We start from the raw sequence: 24788 nt of genomic DNA, 5'->3' as shown, positions 1-24788 counted from the left end.
AATGAATAAAAGAGACTTTCTAAAAAACGCAGCTACATTATCAACATTTGTATTACTTCCATCTGGACTTTGGTCTTGTAAAAAAGAGGTCAAAAAATTGACAAGGTTAAAAACTGCACACATTGGTGTTGGCAATATGGGAGCCGAAGATTTAAAAGCCATTTCATCTCACAGCAAGGTTGATGTCACCGCATTATGCGATGTTGATGCAAACAATTTAGCAGCTGCAAAAGAACTTCATCCTAATGCAAAAACATATACCGACTATAGAGTGATGTTAAAAGAAATGGGCAATGAGATCGACGCCGTTGTTGTTTCCACACCAGATCACACCCATGCACCAGCTTCTATGATGGCTATGGAAATGGACAAACCTGTGTATTGCCAAAAACCATTGACCCATTATGTATCTGAAGCAAGGGCGATGAACAAGCTGGCCGAAGAAAAGGGGTTGGTCACTCAAATGGGAATTCAGGTACATTCGTTCTATGACTATAAATTGGCAACGTTATTAATACAATCCGGTATTATAGGAAAAGTACATACCGTTCGTGCATGGTCACCAAAAGATTGGGGTTATGACGGAGCTGAACCTACTGGATCTGACCCAATACCAGCATCATTAGATTGGAATCTTTGGCTAGGAACTTCCGCAGAAAGACCTTACAAAGAAGGCTTCTATCACCCAGGCAACTGGAGAAAGTTAGTTGATTATGGTTGTGGAACATTAGGTGACATGGGCGTACATATTTTTGATACTCCGTATAACGCATTGGCTCTTCAAGTTCCAAAGACGATTAAAAATGAATGCAGAGAACCAAACGGATTTGGTTTTCCACAGAACAACATCGTTACTTATGAATTTCCACAAACAGAATATACTACGGAAACTTTAAAATGGGTTTGGTATGATGGTCCGGGTGCACCAAAAGACCATGAAGATTTAATATTACCAGGGGCTGAAAATATGGCAACTACTGAAGGTGATACCGAGGAATCCATGGAAGACAAGATGTCCTTAGTAACAAAGACAGCAGATGAAGGTGCGTTACCAGATCAAGGTGCTATGTTCATTGGTGAAAAAGGAAGATTATTGCTACCTCATTTCATGCAACTACCAAAAAAGATTGTAGATGGCAAATATGTAGATATTTCTGCAGAAATAGAATCGGTAGAAAAAGCCAACAATATGGGCAAACCAATTAGAGATTATGATTTGGAAGGACCAAAACATTATCATCAGTTTGTAGATGCTTGCTTGGGAACAGATGAAACTACCGCTCCTTTCTCCTATGCATCTAGGCTAACGGAAACCATTTTATTAGGTGTAATCGCCGGTAGATTCCCTAACCAAACTTTACATTGGGACAGTGAAAATGCAAAATTTTCCGAAGATGAAGCCAATGCTTTTCTTGAAGGAAATTATAGAGATTTCTAAATCACATGAAAATAAAAAACCACTTTCGGGTGGTTTTTTACATCCATTCTTTTTTAACTTTACCGTACATGGGCGATCTTAGATACATTTGAAATAAGCCTAAAAAATTATATTTTTCATTTAGAAACACTCATCAACAAACCCCATAAAACAATTGTCCTTTTCGCATTAAAATCCCAAAAGTATCTTAACCATGACAAGGCTCTTTTAAAATGTCCTATTTTTGAAAAAATTTTTAGGTTGAAAAAGATTTATCCAGTAGTTCTTTTATGCTTAGCATGTTCTCTTTTTGGCTATTCCCAGCAGAATACTACCGAAGAAGAGCCCAAACAAATTAATATAGTCTACGGTGCCAATTTTACTAAAAACGAAGCAGAATATCCAGGTGCTTCTATTTTCAGTAAAGATACCCGTCAAGTACAATTTGAACACCAAGGCGCTGATCTATGGTGCGATGTTGCTATTTATTACCAATTAGAAAATAGACTGGAAGCTATTGGCAATGTCATTCTAAAGCAGGGAGATTCTGTTGAAATGACCAGTAAAAAAATCAACTACTTAGGTGATGTAAAGTTGGCTAAAGCATGGGGTAATGTTGTATTGACTAATTCTGATATGACCTTAAGAACGGATACCTTACGTTTAGATCGCGAAAAGCAAGAAGCTTTTTATCAAGATAACGGTACTGTAGTAGATTCAGCAAATACGTTGACCAGCAAAATTGGTAAGTATTTTATGGAACTTAAAAAATATCAGTTCTTAGACAGCGTACATGTTAAAAACCCTGAATATACTTTAGACTCAGAACAATTAGACTATTACACGAATTCTAAAAACGCTTATATGTACGGTCCGTCAACTATAAACGGAGAAACGTACAAAATATATTGTGAAAGAGGATTTTATGACACTAAAGTAGAAACCGGCTACGGAATTAAAAACACTCGTATAGATTATAACAACAGAATTATAGAAGGTGATAGTGTTTACTTCAATAAGGCTAAAGAATTTGCATCTGCCACTAACAACATTACCGTTACAGATACTATAAACAATGGTATTATCAGAGCGCACTATGCCGAAGTATTTAAAGCTAAAGATTCTGTATTTGCAACAAGAAGAGCAGTTTCTATTTCTGTTCAAGAAAGAGATTCTCTTTATGTTCATGGAGATACATTAATGGTTACCGGAAAACCAGAAGATAGAATTCTACGAGCTTTTAGAAATGCTAAATTCTACAAAACAGATTTAAGCGGTAAATGTGATAGCATCCATTCAGAACAAAAAACCGGTATTACCCAATTAATTAAGAATCCAGTTATTTGGAATGGTGCCAACCAAATGACAGGTGACAGCATTCATCTAAAATCGAATCTAGAAACTGAAAAACTAGACTCCTTAAAAGTATTGAACAATGCCTTTATAATTTCTTTGGACAGTGTTAGCATGACCGGATATAACCAAGCCAAGGGAATTAATTTATACGGAAAATTCATTGAAAACGAATTAAAACTCATAGACTTAATACAAAATACCGAGGTCGTTTATTATATGTACAATGATGATGACGAACTAATAGGTATTGATAAAACTGTGTGTAGCAAAATAAGAATTACTATGGCAGAAAATGACATAGAAAACTTGACTTTTTATACAGACCCAGATGGCGATATTTTCCCTGAGAAAGATCTACCCAAGAATAGCAGAATATTAAAAGGCTTTGTTTGGCGTGGAGATGAACGCATATTAACTAAGGATGATATTTTTGATGAAGATGATAATAATCTAAAACTTGTAGTTATCAATGGTATTGACAACCCAATAGATATTGACGCTGAGGAACAACAACGAAGTCAAAACGAATCTGACCCGGTAAATAACATTCCTACACAAGATAAAGCAACAGACCCTAAAAAGTCTGTAAAGCCTAAAAAGGTGAAATAGCTATTTCACATGAACAAAGACTTTCTAAAATATCAAGCACAGACTTCTCCCTACCCTTTAGGCATGGAAGTTTCCTATGCCAGCGGCAGTTATATTTATGACACCAATGGTAGTGCACATTTAGATTTTGTTGCTGGAGTATCGGCATGTACTCTTGGTCATTGCCACCCAGATGTGGTAGATGCAATAAAAAAGCAAGTAGATAAATACATGCACGTAATGGTGTATGGCGAATATGCACAATCACCAGCAACCATATACACTAAATTGCTTGCGGATAACTTACCTGAACCTCTAGAGGTAACCTACTTGGTTAATTCTGGAACAGAAGCTATTGAAGGTGCATTAAAATTGGCGCGCAGATATACTGGTCGTTCAGAAATTATTGCAGCTAAATCCGCCTATCATGGTAATACCATGGGTAGTTTAAGTCTTATGGATTTTGAAGAACGCAAAAGTGTTTTTAGACCTTTATTACCAGATATTTATCATATCAGTTTCAATAACGAAGAAGATTTAGAGAAGATAACCTCTAAAACTGCCTGTGTTATTTTAGAGACCATACAAGGTGGCGCTGGCTTTATACTTCCATCAAAAGACTATTTAAAAAAAGTAAAAGCGCGTTGCAAAGAAATGGGAGCGCTCTTAATACTTGATGAAATACAGCCCGGTTTTGGCAGAACAGGAAAGCTATTCGCATTTGAACATTTTAACTGCATCCCTGATATTTTAGTTATCGGCAAAGGGATGGCATCTGGCCTGCCCGTTGGTGCTTTTACAGCTAGTAAAGAAATTATGCATACGCTAAGTGAGAATCCTAAAATGGGTCACATAACTACTTTTGGCGGTAATCCAGTAATTGCGGCGTCTAGCTTGGCTACACTAAATGTACTGTTGAACTCGACTTTAATTGCTGACACCTTAATTAAAGAAAAGCTTTTTAAATCGTTATTAAAACATCCGAAGATAAAAGAAATTAGAGGTAAAGGATTGATGCTTGCCTTGATAATGGATTCTCCAGAAACAGCCAATGAATTGGTATTAAAAGCAAAAGAGAAAAATCTTATTCTTTTTTGGTTATTATTTGAAAATAGAGCGGTAAGAATTTCCCCGCCATTGACCATTTCAGAAAAAGAAATTAAAGATGGTTGTGCTATAATCTTAGAACTTCTTAACGCTATGTAAATCAGCGTTGTTAACTAATTTGTTAATAATATCGATTAACAAGATGGCTGAAACCCCATACAATCACTTACTTTTAAAATATCTTGTAAAACCAAATAGTGCCTATGGCGTTAGAATCTAACGAGAGACCGGACAAGCCAATAACAAAATTTGAATCAATGTTAAAGACAGATGATGTCTATTTCTTTGATGCAGAGGATTTTGAAGATATTGTGCACCATTACCTAAATCATGGGAAGATTTCTTTGGCTAAAAAAGGAATTAAAATTGGTTTACAGCAGCATCCAGCTTCTATAGAACTGAAATTGCTGCAGGTAGAAGTCATGGTTTTTGAAAACCAGATGGAAAAAGCCGAAGCCCTGCTAGATGAATTACAGCAGTTGGATAATAATAATGATGAAATTTACATTCAACGTGCCAACATTTTTTCTAAGAGAGATGACCATGCTGGCGCAATAGAATTACTACAAAAAGCATTAAGCTTCACTAATAATAGTTTTGATATCTACAGCCTACTGGGTATGGAGTATTTGTTCATGGACAACTTCAATAATGCCAAGGAGAGCTTTATGAAATGTGTGGAGTTTGACGAACAGGATTATTCATCGCTCTATAATGTGGTGTATTGCTTTGAGTTCCTTGAGGATTATGATGGTGCTATAGTTTACTTAAACAGCTATTTAGAAAAGAATCCGTATTGCGAAGTAGCTTGGCATCAGTTAGGTAAGCAATATTATTTTAAAGAAATGTATACGGAAGCATTAACTGCTTTTGATTTTGCAGTTATTTCAGATGATACTTTTATTGGCGCTTACTTTGAAAAAGGAAAAGTACTTGAAAAATTAGGTCGCCATAAAGAGGCTATTGAAAATTACGAAACCACCATTTCCATTGAAGACCCTACCTCTCATGCATTTTTGAGAATAGGTAAATGTTATGAAAAACTGAAGGATACTGAAATGGCCAAGTACTATTTCTACCAAACAGTACATGAAGATCCACTTTTAGACAAAGGCTGGTTGGCGATTACAAATCTATATTATAATAGTAGAGATTTTGAAAAGGCAGTTTTCTATATTAATAAAGCTTTGAATATTGATGGTGAGAATCCGCAATACTGGAAAAAGTGTGCGCAAATTCACATGGCTTTAAAGAATTATGACCAAGCAGATTTCGCTTTTAAACAAGCAGTGGACCTTGGCAATTTTGAAATAGATACATGGTTAAGCTGGGCAGAGGTTGTTCACATTAACGGAGAGGAATCTGCTGCAGTAGAAATCTTAGCCCAAGGTAGAGAGTTTTATCCTGAAAATTTAAAACTTTTATATAGATCTGTAGGCTACCTACTACTTGCCAAAGATCCTATCAATGCACGTATTATGTTAATGGATGCATTGAAGATTGACAAAAAGCAGAAAAAACTACATTTGTTCACTGAAAATTTTCCAGAATACGGCAAGTCTGAATGGACACAAGAAATTGTAAGAAAATACAATAAAACCTCTTAGAATAGGTTCTACATTTCATGGACAATAGAAAACTAAAAGATTACACCTTCATATCTCTAAAAGGTATGGCAATGGGTATTGCCGAATTGGTTCCGGGAGTATCTGGTGGCACAATAGCCTTTGTAACAGGCATCTACGAAGAATTTATTACCTCTATCAATAACGTTAATCTAAAAACTTTAAAAGTTTTAAAGGAAGAAGGTTTTAAAATGTTTTGGGAGAAATTGAACGGTAACTTTCTTTTAGCCCTGCTAATTGGTATGATGATCAGTATTTTCTCATTATCAAAAGTTATTGCTTGGTTATTAGAAGAACACCCAATTGTAACGTGGTCCTTCTTTTTTGGTTTGGTATTGGCCAGTGTCATTTTCGTCGCTAAATCCATAAAAAAATGGAATATTTTAGGTTTTATATTATTTCTAATTGCAACAGTCACCGCTTTCTATATAACCACCCTTCCTCCTTCTACTAGTTCTGGCAGCCTGCCATTTATCTTTTTATCGGGTGCTATTGCAATTTGCGCCATGGTTTTACCAGGTATTTCCGGTTCTTTTATATTGGTGTTACTGGGTTCTTACAAAACCGTTTTAGAAGCCGTTAATGAAAAAGATTTTGGTATTGTAATTACTTTTGCTTTTGGCGCTGCCTTTGGTATTTTAAGTTTTGCCAGAATTTTAAAATGGATGTTTACCAATTACAAAAATAGCACCTTAGCTTTTTTAACAGGTTTCATCTTAGGCTCGTTGAACGAAATATGGCCTTGGAAGAATATCATAGAAGTTATTCAGATAGGTAAAAAAGAAATAATCATTGACGAAAATATTTCTCCATTCGCTTTTCAAGGTGATAATCAATTAACCTTTGCTATTGTAGCTGCTGTAATAGGTTTTTCTCTTATTTTTATATTAGAAAAATCAGCTTCTAAGAAGTAACGCTAAAACCTACATGAACGAAACCCGATCCTTTACTGATAAATTTTTCTTGGTCGTAAAGGGACTTTGCATGGGCGCCGCCAATAAGGTACCTGGTGTTTCTGGTGGTATAGTTGCATTTGTTGGTGGTTTCTACGAAGAATTTATTTATTCGCTACAAAAGGTAAATGGCAAAGCCTTCAAACTTCTTGTTAACGGAAGACTCAAAAGTTTCTACAGGTATATTAACGGTTCTTTTTTAACCCTGCTCATTTTTGGCATGCTGGTCAGTTACTTCAGTATATCCAAAGTATTAGATTACTTTTTGGTTAAACGAGAACTCTATGTTTGGGCTGCTTTTTTTGGTATGATCTTAGGATCTATATATTACATAGGTAAAGATTTCGATTATTGGAAAAAGAAAACATTTACCGCTGCCATTATAGGCTTAAGTGTTGGTGTAGCAATTAGTTTTCTTAGTCCCGCAAAGGAAAACGACAACTTACTTTTTATTTTTTTATGTGGAATAATCAGTGTATCTGGTATGACTTTACCTGGGCTATCGGGTTCCTTTATATTAATATTACTAGGTAATTACGTACTCCTTTTAGTAGATTCCGTTAATGCCTTATACGATACATTCTCAGAATTATTAGTAGGTGATTTTAGCTTTACTTCCAATACGGAAAGGTTACATACGCTCAAGATTTTAGCGGTATTCACCTTAGGTTCCGCTACAGGCTTAGTAACCCTATCCCATTTATTAACTTATGTTTTAAAACACTATAAGCACATTACTACTGCTACTATTTTAGGTTTCATTACAGGATCTTTAGGAGTAGTATGGCCGTGGAAAAGAACCATTTTTAAAACGGGAATTAATGGAGAAAATATTTTAGATACGAACGGAAAACCGATAATAATGAACTATGAAAGGTTTCTACCAGATTTGACCAACGTAGAAAACTGGACGGCTATTTTCTTTATTATCATAGGTATTAGTATTTTGCTACTTTTAGATTGGTATGGAAAAAACAGAAGAACAGAAAGCTAATTACGGCTTAATAGGAAAAGATATTTCTTATTCATTTTCAAGAGGATATTTTAAAAAGAAATTCGAAGATATGGGATTGAATCAATGCCTATATCAAAATTTCGATTTGCAATCCATATCAGAATTCCCCACTATATTTGAAACTACAGAAAACGTAAAGGGTCTAAACATTACTATACCTTATAAAGAAGAGGTCATGGCTTTTTTAGATGATATGGATATGGCTGCAAAAAAAATTGGAGCCGTGAATACCATAAAATTTACAGAAAATGGTTTAGTGGGTTTCAATACCGATGCCTATGGATTTGAGAAATCTATAGAACCATACTTAAAAGAACACCATAAAAAGGCATTGATCTTAGGCACCGGAGGAGCATCAAAAGCAATCGCATTTGTATTGGATGAATTAGGAATTAATTTTTCTTTTGTGTCCAGAAGTGGTAAAAATAATGGATATACCTATGGTGAGTTAAATGATGATATTATTGCTGACCATACCTTGATCATAAACTGCTCTCCAGTAGGTACCTTCCCCAATATTGAAGAAAAACCTGCAATTCCGTATTCCCAAATCAACAAACAACATCTTCTATTTGATCTCATATATAACCCTGAAGAAACTTCTTTTCTTGCTGCCGGTAAAGCTAATGGCGCGTCCATATGTAACGGACATAAGATGTTAGAGTTTCAGGCCGAAAAATCATGGGAAATTTGGAATCGATAACTATCCTAATTCACACATATCAATTAGAAAGACAATGTAAAATATAGGTTTACCCTAGATTACTCTTTGGTGATTTAACTAAAAAGAACAATCAATTCTTTGCCAGTCGTAGGGTTGTTACTATCTTGTAAGCATATAATTTAGGATTATGTCTGAGGATAAAGAACAACAATTACCAGAGAATTCAATTGAGGAAAAAACTACGACCGAAACTACTGAAAACGTAGTGGAGGAAACAGTTAATCCTTCAGACGAATCAACACCATTACAAACAGAAACTACAACTGCACCAAATGAAGATGCAGAAGAAACTGATGTAATGAATGAAATTGACGATTCTAATGCAGAAGATGCAGAAGATACCGACAATGAAAAAAGACATGAGATCCCAATGCCAGATTACCATGACATGAGCATGGAAAATTTAGTAGGTGAATTACAACGATTGGTAAAGAATGAGAAGGTACAAGCCATAAGAAAACATGTTGATTCTATTAAAGACGAATTCAATCAAAAATTTGATCAATTTTTAGAGGAAAAGAAAGAAGAATTCATCTCAAACGGAGGTAATGAAATTGACTTCAGATACAATTCTGTTGACAAACAACAATTTAACGAAGTATACTCAGAATACAGAGACAAGCGCAACCAATATTACAAGAGTTTAGAAAAGAGTCACAAAGAAAATCTTGCCTATAGATTAGACCTTATTGAACAATTAAAAGCCTTGGTGAATGTAGAAGAGGATATTAATACAACGTATAACAATTTTAAGGATATACAAGCTAAATGGCGCCATGCCGGACCAATACCTCGTGCAGATTATAACAATGTCTGGAAAACATACCACCACCACATTGAAATATTCTACGACTTTTTAAATATCAATAGAGACTTAAGAGATTTAGATTTTAAGCATAATCTAGAAGAAAAAGGTAAAATAGTTGCTAGAGCAGAGGAACTTTCTAAGGAACCAGATTTAAATAGAGCATTTAGAGAACTACAGGTATTGCACAAAATCTGGAAAGAAGATTTAGGTCCTGTAGGTAAAGACCATAGAGAAGAAATCTGGGATCGTTTTAGTGCAGCTACAAAAATTATTCATGAAAGAAGACAAGATTACTTTAAGAATCTTGATAAGATAAAAGAAGAAAATTTAGAGCGAAAGCACGCAATTATTGCGGAGATAAATACACTTAGTGAAAATGTATCCAGCAATCATGGTGCACTTCAACAACAGATTAAAAAATTAGAGGAACTTAGAGAGTCTTTCTTCAAAGCCGGTCAAGTACCGCAAAAAGTGAATTCTAAAACTTGGAATAGCTTTAAGGCAGCGGTCCGTGCATTCAATCAGAATAAAAATGCTTTTTACAAGAATCTTAAAAAAGAGCAACAAGAGAATTTAGAGAAGAAAAGAGCTTTATTGGAAATTGCGGTTTCTTTAAAAGATAGCGATGATTTTGATGCTACAACTTCAGAAATGAAGCGCATACAAGGCCAATGGAAAAAAATTGGACATGTCCCAAGAAAATATTCAGATAAGCTTTGGAAAGAATTTAAAACAGCCTGTAACCATTATTTTGATAGATTAAATGCACTTAAAAGTGATGCATTTAAAGAAGAAGAAGCAAATTTTAAACTTAAAGATGAATTCATTAATCGTCTTAAAGCTTTTGAATTAAGTGGTGACAAAGCAAAAGATTTAGAAGCTATAACAAAGTTTTCCGAAGAATGGAAAACCTACGGCAGAGTTCCTTTTAAAAAGAAAAACATCAATCAAAAGTTCGATAAAATTATAGATGCACTATATCAAAAATGTGGTGTTAGTAAACAAGAATCTGAACTGTTGAAATATGGTAACAAAATTCAGCAATTAAGTAACAATGATAATCAAGAGCGTGCAATACAAAATGAACGTGCCTTTATTAGAAAAAAGATTGATGAGAGTAAAGATGAGATTAGACAACTAGAGAATAATCTACAGTTTTTCTCTAATGCTTCTGAAAGCAACCCATTGGTACAAGACGTTATAAAAAGAGTCAACCAACACAAAGAATCTTTATCCGCTTGGAAAGCAAAATTAAAGAAGTTGAATATCTTAAAAAACAATCTACTTAAAGAAGAGGAAGAAGCTGAGGATACTGAAGAAACCAAAAGCGAGGAGTAGCTTTACTTCTAAATTGAAAAATATATAACATTTATACATTTTATACGTTATTTATGTAAGAAAAAACTTACTTTAATTATTATAAGTAGTTAGTTACACCTAAAATGGTCAAACCAGAAATACCGAATAACGAGAAACAAAGGTTAGAAGCCTTAAAAAGTTTTAATGTACTTGATACATTAGAAGAAAAGGAATATGACGCTATTACGCGTATAGCCGCAGATATTTGTAATACTCCAATGGCATTAGTTTCCCTTGTTGATGAAGACCGACAGTGGTTTAAATCTCACCACGGTATAGATGCCACAGAAACTCCTAGAGATTTAGCTTTTTGCGCACACGCCATTAATTCTCCAGATTCTTTATTATTGGTTAATGATGCCAATAAAGATGAACGATTTTTTGACAATCCTTTGGTTACAGGCGGTCCGTCAGTGCAATTTTATGCTGGCGCACCATTAAATACAAAAGAAGGTCAATCCATTGGCACCCTGTGTGTTATAGACATTAAACCAAGGCAGGAGTTTACAGAAAAACAACAAGCATCTTTAAAAGATCTAGCTGATCAAGTAATGGCTCAGTTAGAATTGAGAAGGCAAAATATACGGCAGAAGATTGTTAATGAAGAATTACGAATAAAGAACAATCAACTAAAACAATTATCATATCGAATGGCGCATGATATGAAAACACCATTATTGGGCATTAGCTCTATGGTTGGTTTTATTAAAGAAGATTATTCCGATTTTTTTAAAGATACCGAAATACCAAAATATCTAGGCATTATAGACACTAGAGTTGATTACATGGAATCTTTAATCACTGGTATTATCAATTACAACTCAATAACCAATGCCGAGATAAATCTTGAAAAATTTAATGTATCAAAAGAAATAGAAAATGTACTTAGCAAACAATATGATAATGAATCTGTTTCTTTACAATTAGAAAATTGCGATCACGACATTAATCATTCTTTAAATAGCTTTGACCAAATTTTTAGAGATTTAATATCTAACAGTATTAAATTTACCGATAAGTCTGATATTGAAATTACGGTTTCTTTTAACGAAGATGAAAAATCATATTCTTTCACTTATGAGGATAATGGTCCTGGCATACCAGAGAAATACTGGAAAAAGGTTTTCTTATTATTCGAAAAACTTAGTACGGAAGGTGCTACCGATACCGGTATTGGACTAACCACCATTAAAGAACTTATAGAAAAACTAGGCGGAGATATCACTATAGGCAAACGTAATGACAATAAAGAGGGAGTGCATTTCAATTTTACACTTTCCAAGAACCTTAATTAAAAGTATTAAGGAATATGAAATCAGTAATCTGGATTGTAATAGTTATTTCAAATTTCATTTCTAGACCATCAAGTAAGGAACTACAAGTAATAGGGAATCAAACTAAGACAGCCAAGAAAGAAGCTTACTTAGTATTGAATACAAAATGTAACTTTTGCCATTCCGTAAAGAAAAATAGAACTATTTTTTCCCTAGAAAATATGGACGGACTAGCAAAAGTGATAGAATTTCAAGTGTTTAAAAAGAAAAAAATGCCGAAAGGCAGAAAAAATAAATTATCATCCTTAGAAGAAACCCAATTATTAAATTGGATTAAAACTTTAGATTAGAAACAAAAAAAGCCTCTATAAATAGGGGCTTTTTTTTATTATTAATTGTGTTTATTACTTAGCAACGTTAACCGCTCTTGTCTCACGTATTACAGTAACTTTCACTTGACCAGGATAAGTCATATCGGTTTGTATTTTTTGAGAAATCTCGAAAGACAATTGTGCAGCTCTGTCATCATTGACTTTTTCGCTCTCAACGATTACACGAAGCTCTCTACCTGCTTGAATAGCATAAGCCTTCTGTACCCCACTAAATCCAAATGCAATCTCTTCTAGATCCTTTAAACGTTGAATATAAGAATCTAAAACCTGTCTTCTTGCACCTGGTCTAGCACCACTAATGGCATCACAAACCTGAACTATTGGGGCAATAAGCGTTTTCATTTCAATTTCATCGTGGTGAGCTCCAATAGCATTACATACTTCTGGTTTCTCTCCAAATTTCTCTGCCCACTGCATACCTAAGATAGCGTGTGGAGTTTCTATTTCATTTTCGGTATTAGGTACTTTACCTATATCATGTAAAAGTCCGGCACGTTTAGCAATTTTAGGATTCAATCCTAATTCAGATGCCATAACACCACAAAGTTTAGCAACCTCTCTAGAGTGTTGTAACAAGTTCTGACCGTAAGAAGATCTATACTTCATTCTACCAACAGCACGTATTAATTCTGGGTGTAAACCGTGAATACCCAAATCTATAACCGTACGCTTACCTATTTCAACAATTTCGGCCTCTATTTGCTTCTCTGTTTTCTTTACAATTTCCTCTATTCTTGCCGGGTGAATTCTACCGTCTGTAACTAATTTATGAAGCGATAGTCTTGCAACTTCTCTCCTAACAGAATCAAAACAAGAAAGAATAATAGCTTCTGGCGTATCATCAACAATAATTTCTACACCGGTAGCCGCTTCTAAAGCTCTAATATTTCTACCTTCCCTACCAATAATTCTACCTTTAACATCATCAGATTCTATATTGAATACGGACACACAGTTTTCAACCGCTTCTTCTGTACCAATTCTTTGAATGGTATTAATAATGATTTTACGTGCTTCTTGCTGTGCGGTAAGTTTAGATTCTTCAACAGTAGACTGTATAAAAGCCATTGCATCTGTCTTTGCAGTCTCTTTTAAACTCTCTACCAATTGATTTTTAGCCTCATCCGCAGACAGTCCAGAAATAACTTCTAGCTGTTGAATTTGACTTTTGTGCATTTTATCCAACTCCTCATGACGCTTATCAAAAAGTTGTCTTTTCTGCTCTACATCTTTTAATTTACTATCTAACTGAGAGTTCATGTTCTTGTTTTTGGCAAGTTCACTACTCACTTGAGATTCTTTATCTCTAGTACGCTTCTCTGCGTCGCTTATCTTCTTATCCTTATTATTAATAACCTTTTCATGTTCGGCTTTTAATTCTAAGAATTTCTCTTTCGCCTGTAAGATTTTTTCTTTCTTAACACTTTCTCCTTCAGCATTTGCATCTTTTAAAATACGTTCAGCATCTTTCTTTGCATTTATAATGGTTTTAGAGGCTTTCCCTTTTTCCAAAAATTTTGCTATTGCAAAACCGATTGCCAGCCCAACTATTGCGGCAATAATTATCATTGTACTATCCATAGTGTAATTTATTAATAAAAAAAAAGCCCACATTGGAGAAGTTTTGATCAAACTCCGGTAAACAGGTTTAGGGCTAACAGACTGATCAAGGATCCCTATACAAGTAGGGCTTGCTTTTACAATCTAAACTCACCCTTTTTAAAAAAAATAAATGTTGAGTTTGTCAAAAGGTATTACCAATGTGGGCAGTAACTTAATGTATTTAAAAGAACGTTTTTATTTCAAAGCCAATTTAGATGTTACCAAATGCTCAAGTGCTTGTAAGCGCTCTTCAGCTTCTTTGGTTCCTTCTGTTTGCTCTATGCCATTCTGTTCAATCTTAGACGCAAATTGCAAGGCGCACATGGCCAAAACATCTTGTTTGTCTCTAACTGCATAGTTCTGCTCAAATTTTTTAGCCAACTGTTCTATATTCTTAGCTGCTTTACGCAAGCCTTCTTCCTGAGCGGGGTCAATAGTCAATGGATAGACCCTATCAGCAATAGAAAGTTTTATTTTGAGCTTTTCTGACATATTATTATAAACATTACTCCGACAATTGAGCTATACAATGGTCCAACTCTCGTATTAATGTATTTATTTTAAGCTTAGCTTCTGTTTTATTGGTATTACTGCCAAGCATTGAATTAGCTAGTTTAAGCGAATTATATTTTTCTTCCCATTCAGACACCGTTTTACTGGCGCTTTCTTGTGAAGATTTTATATTCCTTAATTCTTTTTCCAATTCTAGATTAGCATTGTTCAAAACCTCAAGTTTATGCAACAATTTGCTAATTTTATTTTCTAAAGAATCAACGATTTTAATTAACTCGCTCATACATTACCATCAATGCGATTTACACAAAGTTAACATAGATTATATGACTTAGCAATAGTTTTTTCAAATATTCGTAAATCAGCGGTACATAAATTCAGAATACACAACCATATACTCTTTGTAATAATTTTTGCACCCTCAACTTCATTGAATTGTATTTGATTAATTATTTTCGCAGTATTCCTATCTACCTATGAAAAAAATATCCCTTGGTCTGTTATTATTATTTTGTTTTAGTCTTTTCTCACAAGAAAAATATCCGAAAGATGTTTTTGGTCCACCAATGGATATCCCCATTATTTTAGCGGGTACTTTTGGCGAGTTACGTTCCAATCATTTTCATTCTGGTGTTGATATAAAAACACAGCAGCGAGAGGGAATCCCGATCAACGCAATAGGTGATGGTACTATAACCCGAATAAAAGTTTCTCTTTGGGGTTACGGTAAAGTGCTCTATATAGCCCACCCAAACGGGTATACATCAGTTTATGGTCACCTTCAAAAATTTTCACCTAGAATTGAAGCCTACATCAAGAAATTACAATACAATAAAAAATCTTTCGAAGTAGAAGTATTTCCTGATTACGGGGAGTTAAAAGTTTCTAAAGGAGAACTTATTGCCTATAGCGGTAATACAGGTGGTTCTGCAGGTCCGCATTTACATTTTGAAATACGAAGTAGTATTTCTGAAAAACCCACCAATCCGTTAATGTACGGTTTAGAGGTTGCCGATGCTACTAATCCTATTTTAGAAAAATTATTTATTTATCCGTTAACAGATAACTCTCATGTTAATAATAATTACGCAAGAACACAGATAAACGTTAGTAAACAGAAAGATGGTACATTTTTAGCGGATAAAGTAACTGCTTTAGGTGAAATTGGAGTTGGCTTTATTGGATTTGATAGGTTAGATATGGCCGCCAATAAAAATGGTGTTTATAGTGTAGAACTTAGTGTAAACGGCAAAGTGTATTCTTTATATGATTTTGAGAAATTTTCATTTGGAGAAACCAGATATATAAACACACTTGTAGATTATGATTATTACGGTAGAAATAGGCAAAAAATTCAAAAAAGTTTTAAATCGCCAGGTAACAAGCTTAGTATTTACAAAGACATATATAATGATGGCAAAGTTAAAATAAACGAAGGCTTAAGTTATAACGCCAAATTATTGATTAAAGATTATGCTGGTAATAAAATTGAGGTCAACATACCTATTGAAGGAGTAAAGAATCTATTGGGCAATAAAAAGGTTATAGAAAAAACGGAGAACTATGTAATTGCAAAAAAACCGAATAATTTTGATTTAGACGGTGCTAAAGTATATTTCCCAACAAACACTTTTTATGAAGATTTTTATATTGACTTAAAGAAAGGAAAAGATACGGTTACCATACACACCAACACTGTGCCTGCACATAGAAACTTTACAATCACTTTTGACGTTTCTAAATATTCACAAGAAGAACGAAAGCAATTGTTTATCGCCAGATTAGATTCTAAACTTAGACCAAACCATGCAAATACGTATAAACGTGGTAATGAATTTACAACAAGAACACGTAATTTAGGAACATATACTTTAGCTAAGGATACTGTAGCGCCAACCATAAGAACCAAAAACTTTAAAGAAAAGCAATGGTTAAATAATTACAAGTACCTAAGTGTACAGATTGCAGATGACTTAAGTGGTGTAGCCAAATATTCCGCTACCTTAAACGGAGAATGGATATTAATGGAGTATGAGCCTAAGCGCAATACCCTTACTTATAATTTTGACGATAAGATTGCTGATCAAACGCAATGTGTACTTGAAGTTACCGTTACAGATAATGTAGGTAATACAAACACCTTAAGCACCTCCTTTTACAGAAAATAATATAGTTGAAACTTTATAATGTTCTAAGCCTGATATTACTGCTGTGCAGCTCCATTGGTTTTGCTCAGAACGCTACTATTTCTGGTATAGTACTAGGTGCAAATAATGAACCGTTACCAAATGTCAATATATCCTGTAAGGGTTTGGGAACCACTACAAATTCTGACGGATTCTATATTCTAGAGATTACCTCAGATATAGAGAACACCATAGTTTTTTCTCATATTGCATACCTAGACGTCGTATTGGAAAAATTACTATTGAATACGAACGAGACCTTTGAATTCAATCCTGTTTTAAAAAATGATGTTACCCAAATAGACGGCGTAACCGTTTCTGCCACTGGGACCAAAGAAGCTAATAACATTCTGAATATTTCTCCAGAGAAAATTAGAAAAATACCAGGTGCAAATTCCGGGGTAGAGACCATATTAAAACTCTTACCAGGCGTATCTTCCAATAACGAATTAAGTACGCAATATGCGGTAAGAGGCGGTAATTACGATGAAAATTTAGTTTACGTTAACGAGATAGAAGTGTACAGACCCTTTTTAATTCGTTCTGCACAACAAGAAGGATTAAGCTTTGTAAACAGCGACCTAGTACAGAATGTGAAATTTTCAGCTGGTGGTTTTCAAGCAAAGTATGGTGATAAGCTAGCTTCCGTATTAGATATTAAATACAAGACCCCTACTCTATTTTCCCTTAGGGCAGATGTAAGTTTTCTTGGTGCAAGTGCAAGTTTAGAAACTGTTTCTAAAAATCAAAAATTGAGCTCAGTATCAGGTATAAGATATAGAAACAACTCTTTACTGGTTAATACCCAGCAGACACAAAGCAATTTCAATCCGGCATTTACAGATATTCAAAGTTATTTGACCTACCGTTTTTCACCTAAATTTCAGTTAAATTTTCTAGGTAACCTAACTGTCAACGATTACAAGAACGAACCTTTAAACAGACAAACTAATTTTGGAACCATAGATAATCCTCAGGCATTAGTGGTTTATTATCAAGGACAAGAGACAAATAAATATACCACCGCATTAGGAGCTTTAAAAGGCAGTTATTTTTTAAACGAGAATACTACATTAAAATTGATATCCTCCATTTATCATACTACAGAAGAAGAATATTCAGATGTTGTTGCAGCCTATGAGCTTGGTGATGTTGATAGTAATTTAGGTAGCGATACGGCTGGTGAGGTATTAACTTCTCGCGGTATAGGTTCTCAGTTCAACAGAACGAGAAACGATCTAGATGCCTTAATATTTAATCTAGAGCACAAAGGCTTACATACTATGGGTAATTCTATTTTGGAATGGGGAGCAAAATATACTCATGAAGATATACGCGATCAATTACGTGAATCTGAATTTATTGATTCTGCAGGATTTTCCATTAGACCACCTAGAAGTGAATTCATAAATAATCAACCTTCTGAACCATTTGATGCACCATTAGAAGCATATAGCGGATTAAGCGCTTTGAACTTTGTGAAGACAAATAGGTTTTCTGGCTACGTTCAATTGGGAACACATAAAACATGGAGCAATGCAGATGTGTATTACAATGTTGGTGTACGCTCTCATCATTGGACAGTTAGTGGAACCGGGGTTGAAAAAGTATCACAAACCGTTTTTAGTCCGCGTGCGCAATTTGCTATAAAACCCAACTGGGATAAAGATATGCTCTTTAGGTTATCTACAGGAATATATCACCAACCACCTTTCTACAGAGAATTACGAGACAACACTGGCACAATACAGCCAAATGTAAAAGCACAAAAAGCATTTCATTTCGTAGCAGGTAATGAGTACAGTTTTCTTCTTTGGGATAGACCTTTTACATTGATAAGCGAGGCATATTACAAAAAATTGGAAAATGTGAATTCGTATACTTTAGAAGATGTACGTATCAGATACGCAGCCAATAATGACACTGAAGCTTATGTTTATGGAGCTGAAATTAGATTAAACGGTGCCTTTGTACCAGGAACGGAGTCTTGGGTAAGTCTAGGTTATTTAAAAACCGAAGAGAATAGAAACAATAGAGGCTATATACCCAGACCTACAGATCAACGCGTAAAATTTGGCATTCTCTTTCAAGATTACATACCTACGATTCCAGATTTAAAAATGTATTTAAATTTGGTTTATCAAACAGGTGTTCCCGGTGGATCCCCTAGTTACGCCGACCCATATATTTTTCAGAATAGATTAAGAGATTATAAACGTGCAGATTTAGGAATTTCATATATTTTTGCAAATAAGAACAAACAATTTCCAAAAACACATTGGCTACGCAATTTTAAAGAATTGAGTTTAGGTTTTGAAATTTTCAATTTATTCAACAATCAAAATTCAATTACCAACACTTGGGTAAGAGATGCCGACAGTAAAAATGAATATGCTGTACCAAATTATCTTACTTCCAGGGTTTTAAACCTAAAATTGGGTATACGCCTTTAAACAATACAAATGAAAAGAATACTTTTCTTACTAGCACTTATTTCCTCATTTGCTGTAATGGCTCAGAAAAACATTTATGAAAGTCCAAGTTTTGATAACTTGAGTGCTGACCATAATGTTTTAGCTATCATTCCTTTTTTAACCAATTTAGATTTAAATGAAAAAGTGTCTAAAACGGAACAAAAAAGATTAGAAGAAAACGAAGGTTACGCTGTTCAAAATGCTTTAGAGACCTATTTCTCTAAGCGTAGTAAAAAGAAAAAGCTGCCGGTAACATTCCAAAACATTGAAAATACAGCAGCTATTTTAGCTAAGAAGAACATCAGTTATGATAATATAGATGTATATACTACAAAGGAGCTAAGCGAAATCTTAGGTGTTGATGGTATTATTAGTGGCACCTTAGATTTAAACATACTACTATCTAACGGTATACCAACAGAGTTCAGCTTTACAGACTATTTCTCTGGAGGGGCAAATTACGGTAGAATTGGCATTAAAATAAGCGATGGCGATTCTGGTAAACTTCTTTGGAAGTACGAAAAGGAAATCAATAAGAAAACCGGTAAGAACACCACTGACCTTATTGACCGCATGATGAAATTAGCCATTAGAAAATTCCCTTACGAGAGAGAACGCAAAAGGGATCGTAAAAATTAATTACGCTTCCACAATATCCTTTAAGGCTGCAATAGTATAATCTATATCCTCTTTGGTATTATACGTTGAGAATGAAAAACGAACAGATGGCTTTTTCATGTCCTCATCAGATAATATCTGGGTAAGTACATGAGAACCAGCATCGCTACCAGACTGGCAAGCACTACCTTTAGAACAAGCAATACCTTTCATATCCAAATTAAATAAAAGCAACATCGCTTTTTCTTCTGTAATAGGTAAGCATACATTTACCAAAGTATAGGTACTCTTCTCCAAATCGCCAGAATGCCCATTAAATTTGACACCAGGTATTTCTTTAGTTATCTGATCAATAAAGTAAGATTTTATGCCTTCAACATATTTCTTTTCTTCTTCTAAGTTCTCGTATGCATGAATAAAAGCTTCTTCTAAACCTACTATATTATGAAAAGACTCGGTACCGGCCCTAAGACCACGTTCTTGAGAACCACCTGAAATCATACAGCTTAAACCTGAATTCTTACGAATAAAGGCAAAACCAATACCTTTTGGTCCATGAAACTTATGAGCGGCAGCAGCTAAAAAATCTATCGGAAATGCTTTAACATCCCAATTATAATGTCCTAAAGACTGTACGGTATCTGAATGTACGAGTGCATCATACTTTTTAGATAAAAGGGTAATTTCCTCTAAATTGATTTTATTTCCTATTTCATTATTTACATGCATTAGGCTAACCAATTTTTTGGAGTCATCTTTTTGTAAAAGTGTTTCTAAATGAGCTACATCAGGATTACCAAATGCATCTAAATCTACATATAACAATTGAATCAATCCTTTCTGTTCCAATTCTTCAACAGTATGTAAAACTGCATGGTGCTCAATTCTCGTAGTAATAATAGTTTTTACACCAAGATCACGTACTGCACATCTAATGATCATATTATCCGCTTCTGTACCACCAGATGTAAATATAATTTCTGACGGCTGTGCGTTCATATACTTAGCAATTATTTTGCGTGCACTTTCAATAGCAGTTTTTGCCGTTCTTCCAAAACTATGAGTAGAAGAAGGGTTTCCGTAAACAGCTAAAGCTTCTTGCATTTTTGCAATTACATTAGGGTGAACTTGTGTAGTGGCTGCGTTATCTAAATATACTTGTTTCATATAGGCGTACTCTAAAATAAATAATGAACAAAAATAGTTAATTAACCTATAATTGACAGTGATGCGACAGACAGATTTATAAATTTTAAACTAAATTTGAAATATGAAAAAATACCTTTTAATTGGCTGTTCCATATTATTCTTTAACTGTAATGATGGTGACCTACAGATAGAAACTGTTGATTTTGAAAGTATTGAAACAATTGAAAGTTGTAATGACATTTCTCCAACAACAGAAAATGTATTGTTTAAAATAAACGATGACGAAGCATTAATATTAAATCTTCCTAGTGAACTATTAAAAAATGAAGTTTCAACTACTGAAATTGAAAGTGCTGTACCAGGTAGTTCTCAAATTACCTATCGTATTTTCTCTGAGACCGTTAGTAGTAGTTATTTTTGTGACTCACCACCACCACTTACGCCAACTGTTCTAGAGGAAATTGAAGCTGAAGGTGGTAGTATTATAGTTACAACCGTTGAAGTAGACAGTGTAACTTTTTCGCATACAATTCAATTAAGTGGCGTTACTTTTTTAAATGAAAATGGCAGTAGAATTACAGATTTACAAGTAAATGAATTTGGCACTGTAACCACTACAGTAGAATAATTAGAAGTTTTGAAAAATATAAACTTCCGTTGCACCTAACCCATACTTTTGGTAATCGGCATCGTAATACTTTACATTGTCATACTTTCTGAATAAATAACCCAATTCTTCTTTTAAAACACCCTCGCCTACTCCATGTATAAATACAATTTTCTGTATTCTTTTACTGATAGCAAAATCTAGTTGACGTTTGGCCGTATCTAACTGTAGGGTAAGCATATCAAACTTACTTATAGATTTAGGGTTCTTGATAAGTTGATTTATATGCAGGTCAACTTCCATTTTTGGAGCTGTACGTTCCTTTGACTTTAGAACTCTCGTCCTTTTACGCTTAGGAATTTCCTTTTCCTTTTTAATTTTAGCGACTTCATAATTAGAAACGCGAATATCATCGGCTATCAAAACCAATTCATGAGCGCTAAATGTTAACGGAAACCCATCATCGCTTAGCATTGTAATATTGTTGCCATTAATAGACTCCACAACGCCTTTTATGACATCGTCAATAGTTTCTACCGTATCACCAATATTAAAATGAGGCATGTTTTTATTTTGAATACACAAAAATAATGGTAATTTTCGGACTACTAATTTATTTATAGATGCGTATTAAAGCATTAGTTATTTTTCTAGGACTTGAAAGTTTCATGCTACCCTGTTTCACAAAGCAAATATTAGGGGTTGATTGTCCTGGTTGTGGTTTACAACGATCGCTATTATTTTTACTTAAAGGGGAGTTTACATCTGCCTTTTTAATGTACCCAGCTATTTACCCTATGCTTTTACTTTTTGGCTTTTTAGGATTAAATAAATTATACCCTTTTAAACATTCAAATACAATTACAATTACGCTTATGGTAAGTACCGTAGGTTTTATATTAACCAATTATATTTTAAAATTTATCTAATAACTAAACCTTTAAATTATGGAACAACAAAAATTACCTAATGTAACCATTGCTCTAGTTTTGAGTATTATATCTTTCTTATGCTGCTGTTTAAGTGCTGGTATTGGAGGAATTATTTTGTCTGGTATTGCATTAATTTTAGTAAATAAAGACACTAAAACCTATCAAGAAAACCCTCAAGAATACTCAAACTTCAGTACTCTTAAAACAACTAAAACCGTTGCTATCATCGGGCTAGTATTAGGAGCTCTTTCTCTTATATGGACAGTATACTCAATAGTTTCTATGGGCGGCTGGGATGCATATATAGAGCAAACTTCTGAAATTTACGAACAACTTGGAATACCAATGGAATAAATGAACAATTTAGAACATCAACAAATACCAGGTTCCAGTAACGCTTTAACTTTTGGCATTTTATCTATTGCACTAACCCTTTTCTGTTGTGGTCCCTTTGGTGCTATATTCAGTTTTATTGGTTTAAGCAATGCTAAAAAAGCTAAGAGTTATTTTGAAGCTAACCCTGGTAATTATAGAGGGTATGAAAATATTAAAACAGGAAGAATTCTTTCTTATATAGGACTAGCACTAGCTCTTATTTACCTAGTATTCTGTATTCTCTATTTCGGATTGATTATCGCTTTCTTTGCAACAGCTGATTTTCAATAAGAAAATAGTAACTAAAAAAAATCCCCGATTTACATCGGGGATTTTTTATTTCTAGTTTTTAAACTCTTGTAGTGTTTTAATAATAATAGAAACACAATCTAAAAGCTGTTCTTTTGTCATTACCAATGGTGGTGCAAATCTTATAATATTACCGTGTGTTGGTTTTGCCAGTAATCCGTTTTCTTTTAACGCCATACAAATATCCCATGCAGTAGAACTATCTTCACTATCATTTATAAGTATTGCATTTAAAAGACCTTTACCTCTAACACTGTTTACCAAATCTGTGGTTGGTATAAATTTATTTAGTTCAGCTCTAAAAAGTTCACCTAATTCAAAGGCATTTTCTGCAAGCTCCTCATCTTTTACCACTTCTAAAGCAGCCATACCAACGGCAGCGGCAATAGGGTTACCACCAAAAGTACTACCATGATTTCCTGGGCGTATAACACCCATAATATTATCATTAGCCAAAACTGCAGAAACAGGGTATGCCCCACCGGACAAGGCTTTACCTAATATTAAAATATCTGGCTTAATTTCAGGAGTGCCACTACAATGTTTATCTGGGCAAGAACAATTACCACATGTTGCCAACAAACGACCTGTTCTTGCAATACCTGTTTGTACTTCATCTGCAATGAACAATACATTATACTTTTCGCACAAAGCTTTCGCTCCGCTTAGATAACCTTCAGATGGCACATAAACTCCAGCTTCACCTTGTATAGGCTCCACCAAAAAACCAGCGATATTCGAATTTGATTTTAAAACATCCTCTAGAGCCGATAGATTATCGTACTCTATTTTAATGAATCCGTCAGTATACGGACCAAAGTTTTTACGAGCAACAGGGTCATTTGAAAAAGAAATTATAGTTGTTGTACGACCGTGAAAATTATTTTCGCAAACAATTATTTCAGCATTGTTATCTGCAATACCTTTTTCTTCATACGCCCATTTTCTACAAATTTTCAAAGCTGTTTCTACAGCTTCTGCACCTGTATTCATAGGTAACAACTTATCAAAATGAAAAGTTTCGGTTGCATACTTCTCGTATTTACCCAACATATCATTGTAAAATGCTCTAGAAGTCAAAGACAATGTTTTTGCTTGTTCTGTCATGGCGTTTACAATTTTGGGGTGACAATGCCCTTGATTTACGGCAGAGTACGCAGAAAGAAAATCATAATATTTTTTTCCTTCCACATCCCAAACATGAACACCTTCCCCTTTACTTAATACAACAGGTAAAGGGTGATAATTGTGGGCACCGTGTTTTTCTTCTAATGCAATAGCATCCTTAGAAGTGATGTTTTCTAAAATTGACATGATAAAAATTACTTTAAATAAAACTTTAGCAATTCCTTCTATACCTTTTTCCTTTCAAATCCCGAAAAAGTCATCGGGGCGAAAATTCAGC

Annotated in this window: 23 protein-coding genes and 1 other RNA gene; 17 read left to right on the top strand and 7 right to left on the bottom strand. The window is 34.2% G+C overall.

What is annotated here, in order from left to right; translation table 11 throughout:
* Position 1: 1 nt before the first annotated feature.
* The 10 genes from P177_RS07085 (at position 2) to P177_RS07040 (ending at position 12576) form a co-directional block, all read left to right on the top strand.
* Entirely contained in the window at positions 2 to 1438 is a 1437-nt protein-coding gene (locus P177_RS07085; protein WP_036157965.1) for a Gfo/Idh/MocA family protein, read from the top strand.
* A gap of 240 nt (positions 1439 to 1678) precedes the next feature.
* Entirely contained in the window at positions 1679 to 3382 is a 1704-nt protein-coding gene (locus tag P177_RS07080; protein ID WP_245233013.1) for an OstA-like protein, read from the top strand.
* 9 nt (positions 3383 to 3391) lie between these two features.
* Positions 3392 to 4567 (top strand): aspartate aminotransferase family protein, encoded by a 1176-nt coding sequence (locus P177_RS07075; RefSeq protein WP_036153359.1) that lies wholly within the window; start codon positions 3392 to 3394, stop codon positions 4565 to 4567.
* Positions 4568 to 4671: 104 nt separating this feature from the next.
* The gene (locus P177_RS07070) at positions 4672 to 6075 is read left to right on the top strand and encodes a tetratricopeptide repeat protein (protein WP_036153357.1); all 1404 of its coding nucleotides are present in this window, start codon (positions 4672 to 4674) and stop codon (positions 6073 to 6075) included.
* Positions 6076 to 6092: 17 nt separating this feature from the next.
* Positions 6093 to 7007: a DUF368 domain-containing protein gene (locus tag P177_RS07065; RefSeq protein WP_036153355.1), complete on the top strand. Its 915-nt coding sequence runs from the start codon at positions 6093 to 6095 to the stop codon at positions 7005 to 7007.
* 13 nt (positions 7008 to 7020) lie between these two features.
* Positions 7021 to 8040, top strand: a complete 1020-nt coding sequence (locus tag P177_RS07060; protein WP_036153353.1) for a DUF368 domain-containing protein — start codon at positions 7021 to 7023, stop codon at positions 8038 to 8040.
* The gene (locus tag P177_RS07055) at positions 8012 to 8764 is read left to right on the top strand and encodes a shikimate dehydrogenase family protein (protein WP_036153352.1); all 753 of its coding nucleotides are present in this window, start codon (positions 8012 to 8014) and stop codon (positions 8762 to 8764) included. The genes P177_RS07060 and P177_RS07055 overlap by 29 nt, the downstream gene beginning before the upstream one ends.
* Positions 8765 to 8912: 148 nt before the next feature.
* Entirely contained in the window at positions 8913 to 10931 is a 2019-nt protein-coding gene (locus P177_RS07050; protein ID WP_036153350.1) for a DUF349 domain-containing protein, read from the top strand.
* Positions 10932 to 11035: 104 nt separating this feature from the next.
* Positions 11036 to 12247: a sensor histidine kinase gene (locus P177_RS07045; RefSeq protein ID WP_036153347.1), complete on the top strand. Its 1212-nt coding sequence runs from the start codon at positions 11036 to 11038 to the stop codon at positions 12245 to 12247.
* Positions 12248 to 12261: 14 nt separating this feature from the next.
* Positions 12262 to 12576 (top strand): hypothetical protein, encoded by a 315-nt coding sequence (locus P177_RS07040; RefSeq protein WP_036153343.1) that lies wholly within the window; start codon positions 12262 to 12264, stop codon positions 12574 to 12576.
* Between the two features lie 54 nt (positions 12577 to 12630).
* Here P177_RS07040 and rny read toward each other — a convergent pair whose 3' ends face one another.
* The 4 genes from rny to P177_RS07025 form a co-directional block, all read right to left on the bottom strand.
* On the bottom strand, positions 12631 to 14199 hold the full coding sequence (rny, locus tag P177_RS07035; RefSeq protein ID WP_036153341.1) for a ribonuclease Y: 1569 nt from the start codon (positions 14197 to 14199) through the stop codon (positions 12631 to 12633).
* A 49-nt stretch (positions 14200 to 14248) separates the two neighbouring features.
* Positions 14249 to 14359, bottom strand: a non-coding RNA gene (gene ssrS, locus P177_RS19645) — 6S RNA.
* Positions 14360 to 14415: 56 nt separating this feature from the next.
* Complete coding sequence (locus P177_RS07030; protein ID WP_036153338.1) at positions 14416 to 14712, bottom strand: cell division protein ZapA; 297 nt, start codon at positions 14710 to 14712, stop codon at positions 14416 to 14418.
* 13 nt (positions 14713 to 14725) lie between these two features.
* A complete protein-coding gene (locus tag P177_RS07025) occupies positions 14726 to 15016 on the bottom strand; it encodes a hypothetical protein (protein ID WP_036153335.1) in 291 nt (96 codons plus the stop codon).
* 193 nt (positions 15017 to 15209) lie between these two features.
* Here P177_RS07025 and P177_RS07020 point away from each other — a divergent pair, with 193 nt between their 5' ends.
* The 3 genes from P177_RS07020 to P177_RS07010 are packed head-to-tail and all read left to right on the top strand — an operon-like array spanning position 15210 to position 20032.
* Entirely contained in the window at positions 15210 to 16901 is a 1692-nt protein-coding gene (locus tag P177_RS07020; RefSeq protein ID WP_036153332.1) for a M23 family metallopeptidase, read from the top strand.
* Positions 16902 to 16906: 5 nt separating this feature from the next.
* Complete coding sequence (locus tag P177_RS07015; RefSeq protein ID WP_051941744.1) at positions 16907 to 19372, top strand: TonB-dependent receptor; 2466 nt, start codon at positions 16907 to 16909, stop codon at positions 19370 to 19372.
* 9 nt (positions 19373 to 19381) lie between these two features.
* Complete coding sequence (locus P177_RS07010; RefSeq protein WP_036153330.1) at positions 19382 to 20032, top strand: hypothetical protein; 651 nt, start codon at positions 19382 to 19384, stop codon at positions 20030 to 20032.
* Here the strand turns inward: P177_RS07010 and P177_RS07005 are convergent, their stop codons facing one another.
* A complete protein-coding gene (locus P177_RS07005; RefSeq protein WP_036153328.1) occupies positions 20033 to 21178 on the bottom strand; it encodes a cysteine desulfurase family protein in 1146 nt (381 codons plus the stop codon).
* A 103-nt stretch (positions 21179 to 21281) separates the two neighbouring features.
* On the opposite strand from P177_RS07005, the gene P177_RS07000 reads away from it, so the two are divergent.
* Complete coding sequence (locus P177_RS07000; protein ID WP_036153325.1) at positions 21282 to 21788, top strand: hypothetical protein; 507 nt, start codon at positions 21282 to 21284, stop codon at positions 21786 to 21788.
* Here the strand turns inward: P177_RS07000 and P177_RS06995 are convergent, their stop codons facing one another.
* A complete protein-coding gene (locus P177_RS06995; RefSeq protein WP_036153323.1) occupies positions 21789 to 22331 on the bottom strand; it encodes a Smr/MutS family protein in 543 nt (180 codons plus the stop codon).
* A gap of 59 nt (positions 22332 to 22390) precedes the next feature.
* Here P177_RS06995 and P177_RS06990 point away from each other — a divergent pair, with 59 nt between their 5' ends.
* Genes P177_RS06990 through P177_RS06980 form a run of 3 tightly spaced genes read left to right on the top strand, consistent with a single transcriptional unit; the run spans position 22391 to position 23365 of the window.
* Positions 22391 to 22696, top strand: coding sequence for a DUF2752 domain-containing protein (locus P177_RS06990; protein WP_036153321.1), 306 nt, complete (start codon positions 22391 to 22393; stop codon positions 22694 to 22696).
* Between the two features lie 18 nt (positions 22697 to 22714).
* Entirely contained in the window at positions 22715 to 23053 is a 339-nt protein-coding gene (locus P177_RS06985) for a CCC motif membrane protein (protein ID WP_036153320.1), read from the top strand.
* Positions 23054 to 23365, top strand: coding sequence for a CCC motif membrane protein (locus P177_RS06980; protein WP_036153318.1), 312 nt, complete (start codon positions 23054 to 23056; stop codon positions 23363 to 23365).
* A 51-nt stretch (positions 23366 to 23416) separates the two neighbouring features.
* Here the strand turns inward: P177_RS06980 and rocD are convergent, their stop codons facing one another.
* Positions 23417 to 24697, bottom strand: coding sequence for an ornithine--oxo-acid transaminase (gene rocD, locus P177_RS06975; RefSeq protein WP_036153316.1), 1281 nt, complete (start codon positions 24695 to 24697; stop codon positions 23417 to 23419).
* Positions 24698 to 24788: the final 91 nt, after the last annotated feature.

Source organism: Maribacter forsetii DSM 18668 (assembly GCF_000744105.1).
Taxonomy (GTDB): domain Bacteria; phylum Bacteroidota; class Bacteroidia; order Flavobacteriales; family Flavobacteriaceae; genus Maribacter; species Maribacter forsetii.
This window is presented reverse-complemented; position numbering and strand designations above follow the sequence as displayed.

Bases quoted from the DNA above. Each gene is read 5' to 3' on its own strand.
- P177_RS07085 (WP_036157965.1), top strand. From the start codon at position 2: ATGAATAAAAGAGACTTTCTAAAAAACGCAGCTACATTATCAACATTT.
- P177_RS07075 (WP_036153359.1), top strand. From the start codon at position 3,392: ATGAACAAAGACTTTCTAAAATATCAAGCACAGACTTCTCCCTACCCT.
- P177_RS07070 (WP_036153357.1), top strand. From the start codon at position 4,672: ATGGCGTTAGAATCTAACGAGAGACCGGACAAGCCAATAACAAAATTT.
- P177_RS07065 (WP_036153355.1), top strand. From the start codon at position 6,093: ATGGACAATAGAAAACTAAAAGATTACACCTTCATATCTCTAAAAGGT.
- P177_RS07060 (WP_036153353.1), top strand. From the start codon at position 7,021: ATGAACGAAACCCGATCCTTTACTGATAAATTTTTCTTGGTCGTAAAG.
- P177_RS07055 (WP_036153352.1), top strand. From the start codon at position 8,012: ATGGAAAAAACAGAAGAACAGAAAGCTAATTACGGCTTAATAGGAAAA.
- P177_RS07050 (WP_036153350.1), top strand. From the start codon at position 8,913: ATGTCTGAGGATAAAGAACAACAATTACCAGAGAATTCAATTGAGGAA.
- P177_RS07045 (WP_036153347.1), top strand. From the start codon at position 11,036: ATGGTCAAACCAGAAATACCGAATAACGAGAAACAAAGGTTAGAAGCC.
- P177_RS07040 (WP_036153343.1), top strand. From the start codon at position 12,262: ATGAAATCAGTAATCTGGATTGTAATAGTTATTTCAAATTTCATTTCT.
- rny (WP_036153341.1), bottom strand. From the start codon at position 14,199: ATGGATAGTACAATGATAATTATTGCCGCAATAGTTGGGCTGGCAATC.
- P177_RS07030 (WP_036153338.1), bottom strand. From the start codon at position 14,712: ATGTCAGAAAAGCTCAAAATAAAACTTTCTATTGCTGATAGGGTCTAT.
- P177_RS07025 (WP_036153335.1), bottom strand. From the start codon at position 15,016: ATGAGCGAGTTAATTAAAATCGTTGATTCTTTAGAAAATAAAATTAGC.
- P177_RS07020 (WP_036153332.1), top strand. From the start codon at position 15,210: ATGAAAAAAATATCCCTTGGTCTGTTATTATTATTTTGTTTTAGTCTT.
- P177_RS07010 (WP_036153330.1), top strand. From the start codon at position 19,382: ATGAAAAGAATACTTTTCTTACTAGCACTTATTTCCTCATTTGCTGTA.
- P177_RS07005 (WP_036153328.1), bottom strand. From the start codon at position 21,178: ATGAAACAAGTATATTTAGATAACGCAGCCACTACACAAGTTCACCCT.
- P177_RS07000 (WP_036153325.1), top strand. From the start codon at position 21,282: ATGAAAAAATACCTTTTAATTGGCTGTTCCATATTATTCTTTAACTGT.
- P177_RS06995 (WP_036153323.1), bottom strand. From the start codon at position 22,331: ATGCCTCATTTTAATATTGGTGATACGGTAGAAACTATTGACGATGTC.
- P177_RS06990 (WP_036153321.1), top strand. From the start codon at position 22,391: ATGCGTATTAAAGCATTAGTTATTTTTCTAGGACTTGAAAGTTTCATG.
- P177_RS06985 (WP_036153320.1), top strand. From the start codon at position 22,715: ATGGAACAACAAAAATTACCTAATGTAACCATTGCTCTAGTTTTGAGT.
- P177_RS06980 (WP_036153318.1), top strand. From the start codon at position 23,054: ATGAACAATTTAGAACATCAACAAATACCAGGTTCCAGTAACGCTTTA.
- rocD (WP_036153316.1), bottom strand. From the start codon at position 24,697: ATGTCAATTTTAGAAAACATCACTTCTAAGGATGCTATTGCATTAGAA.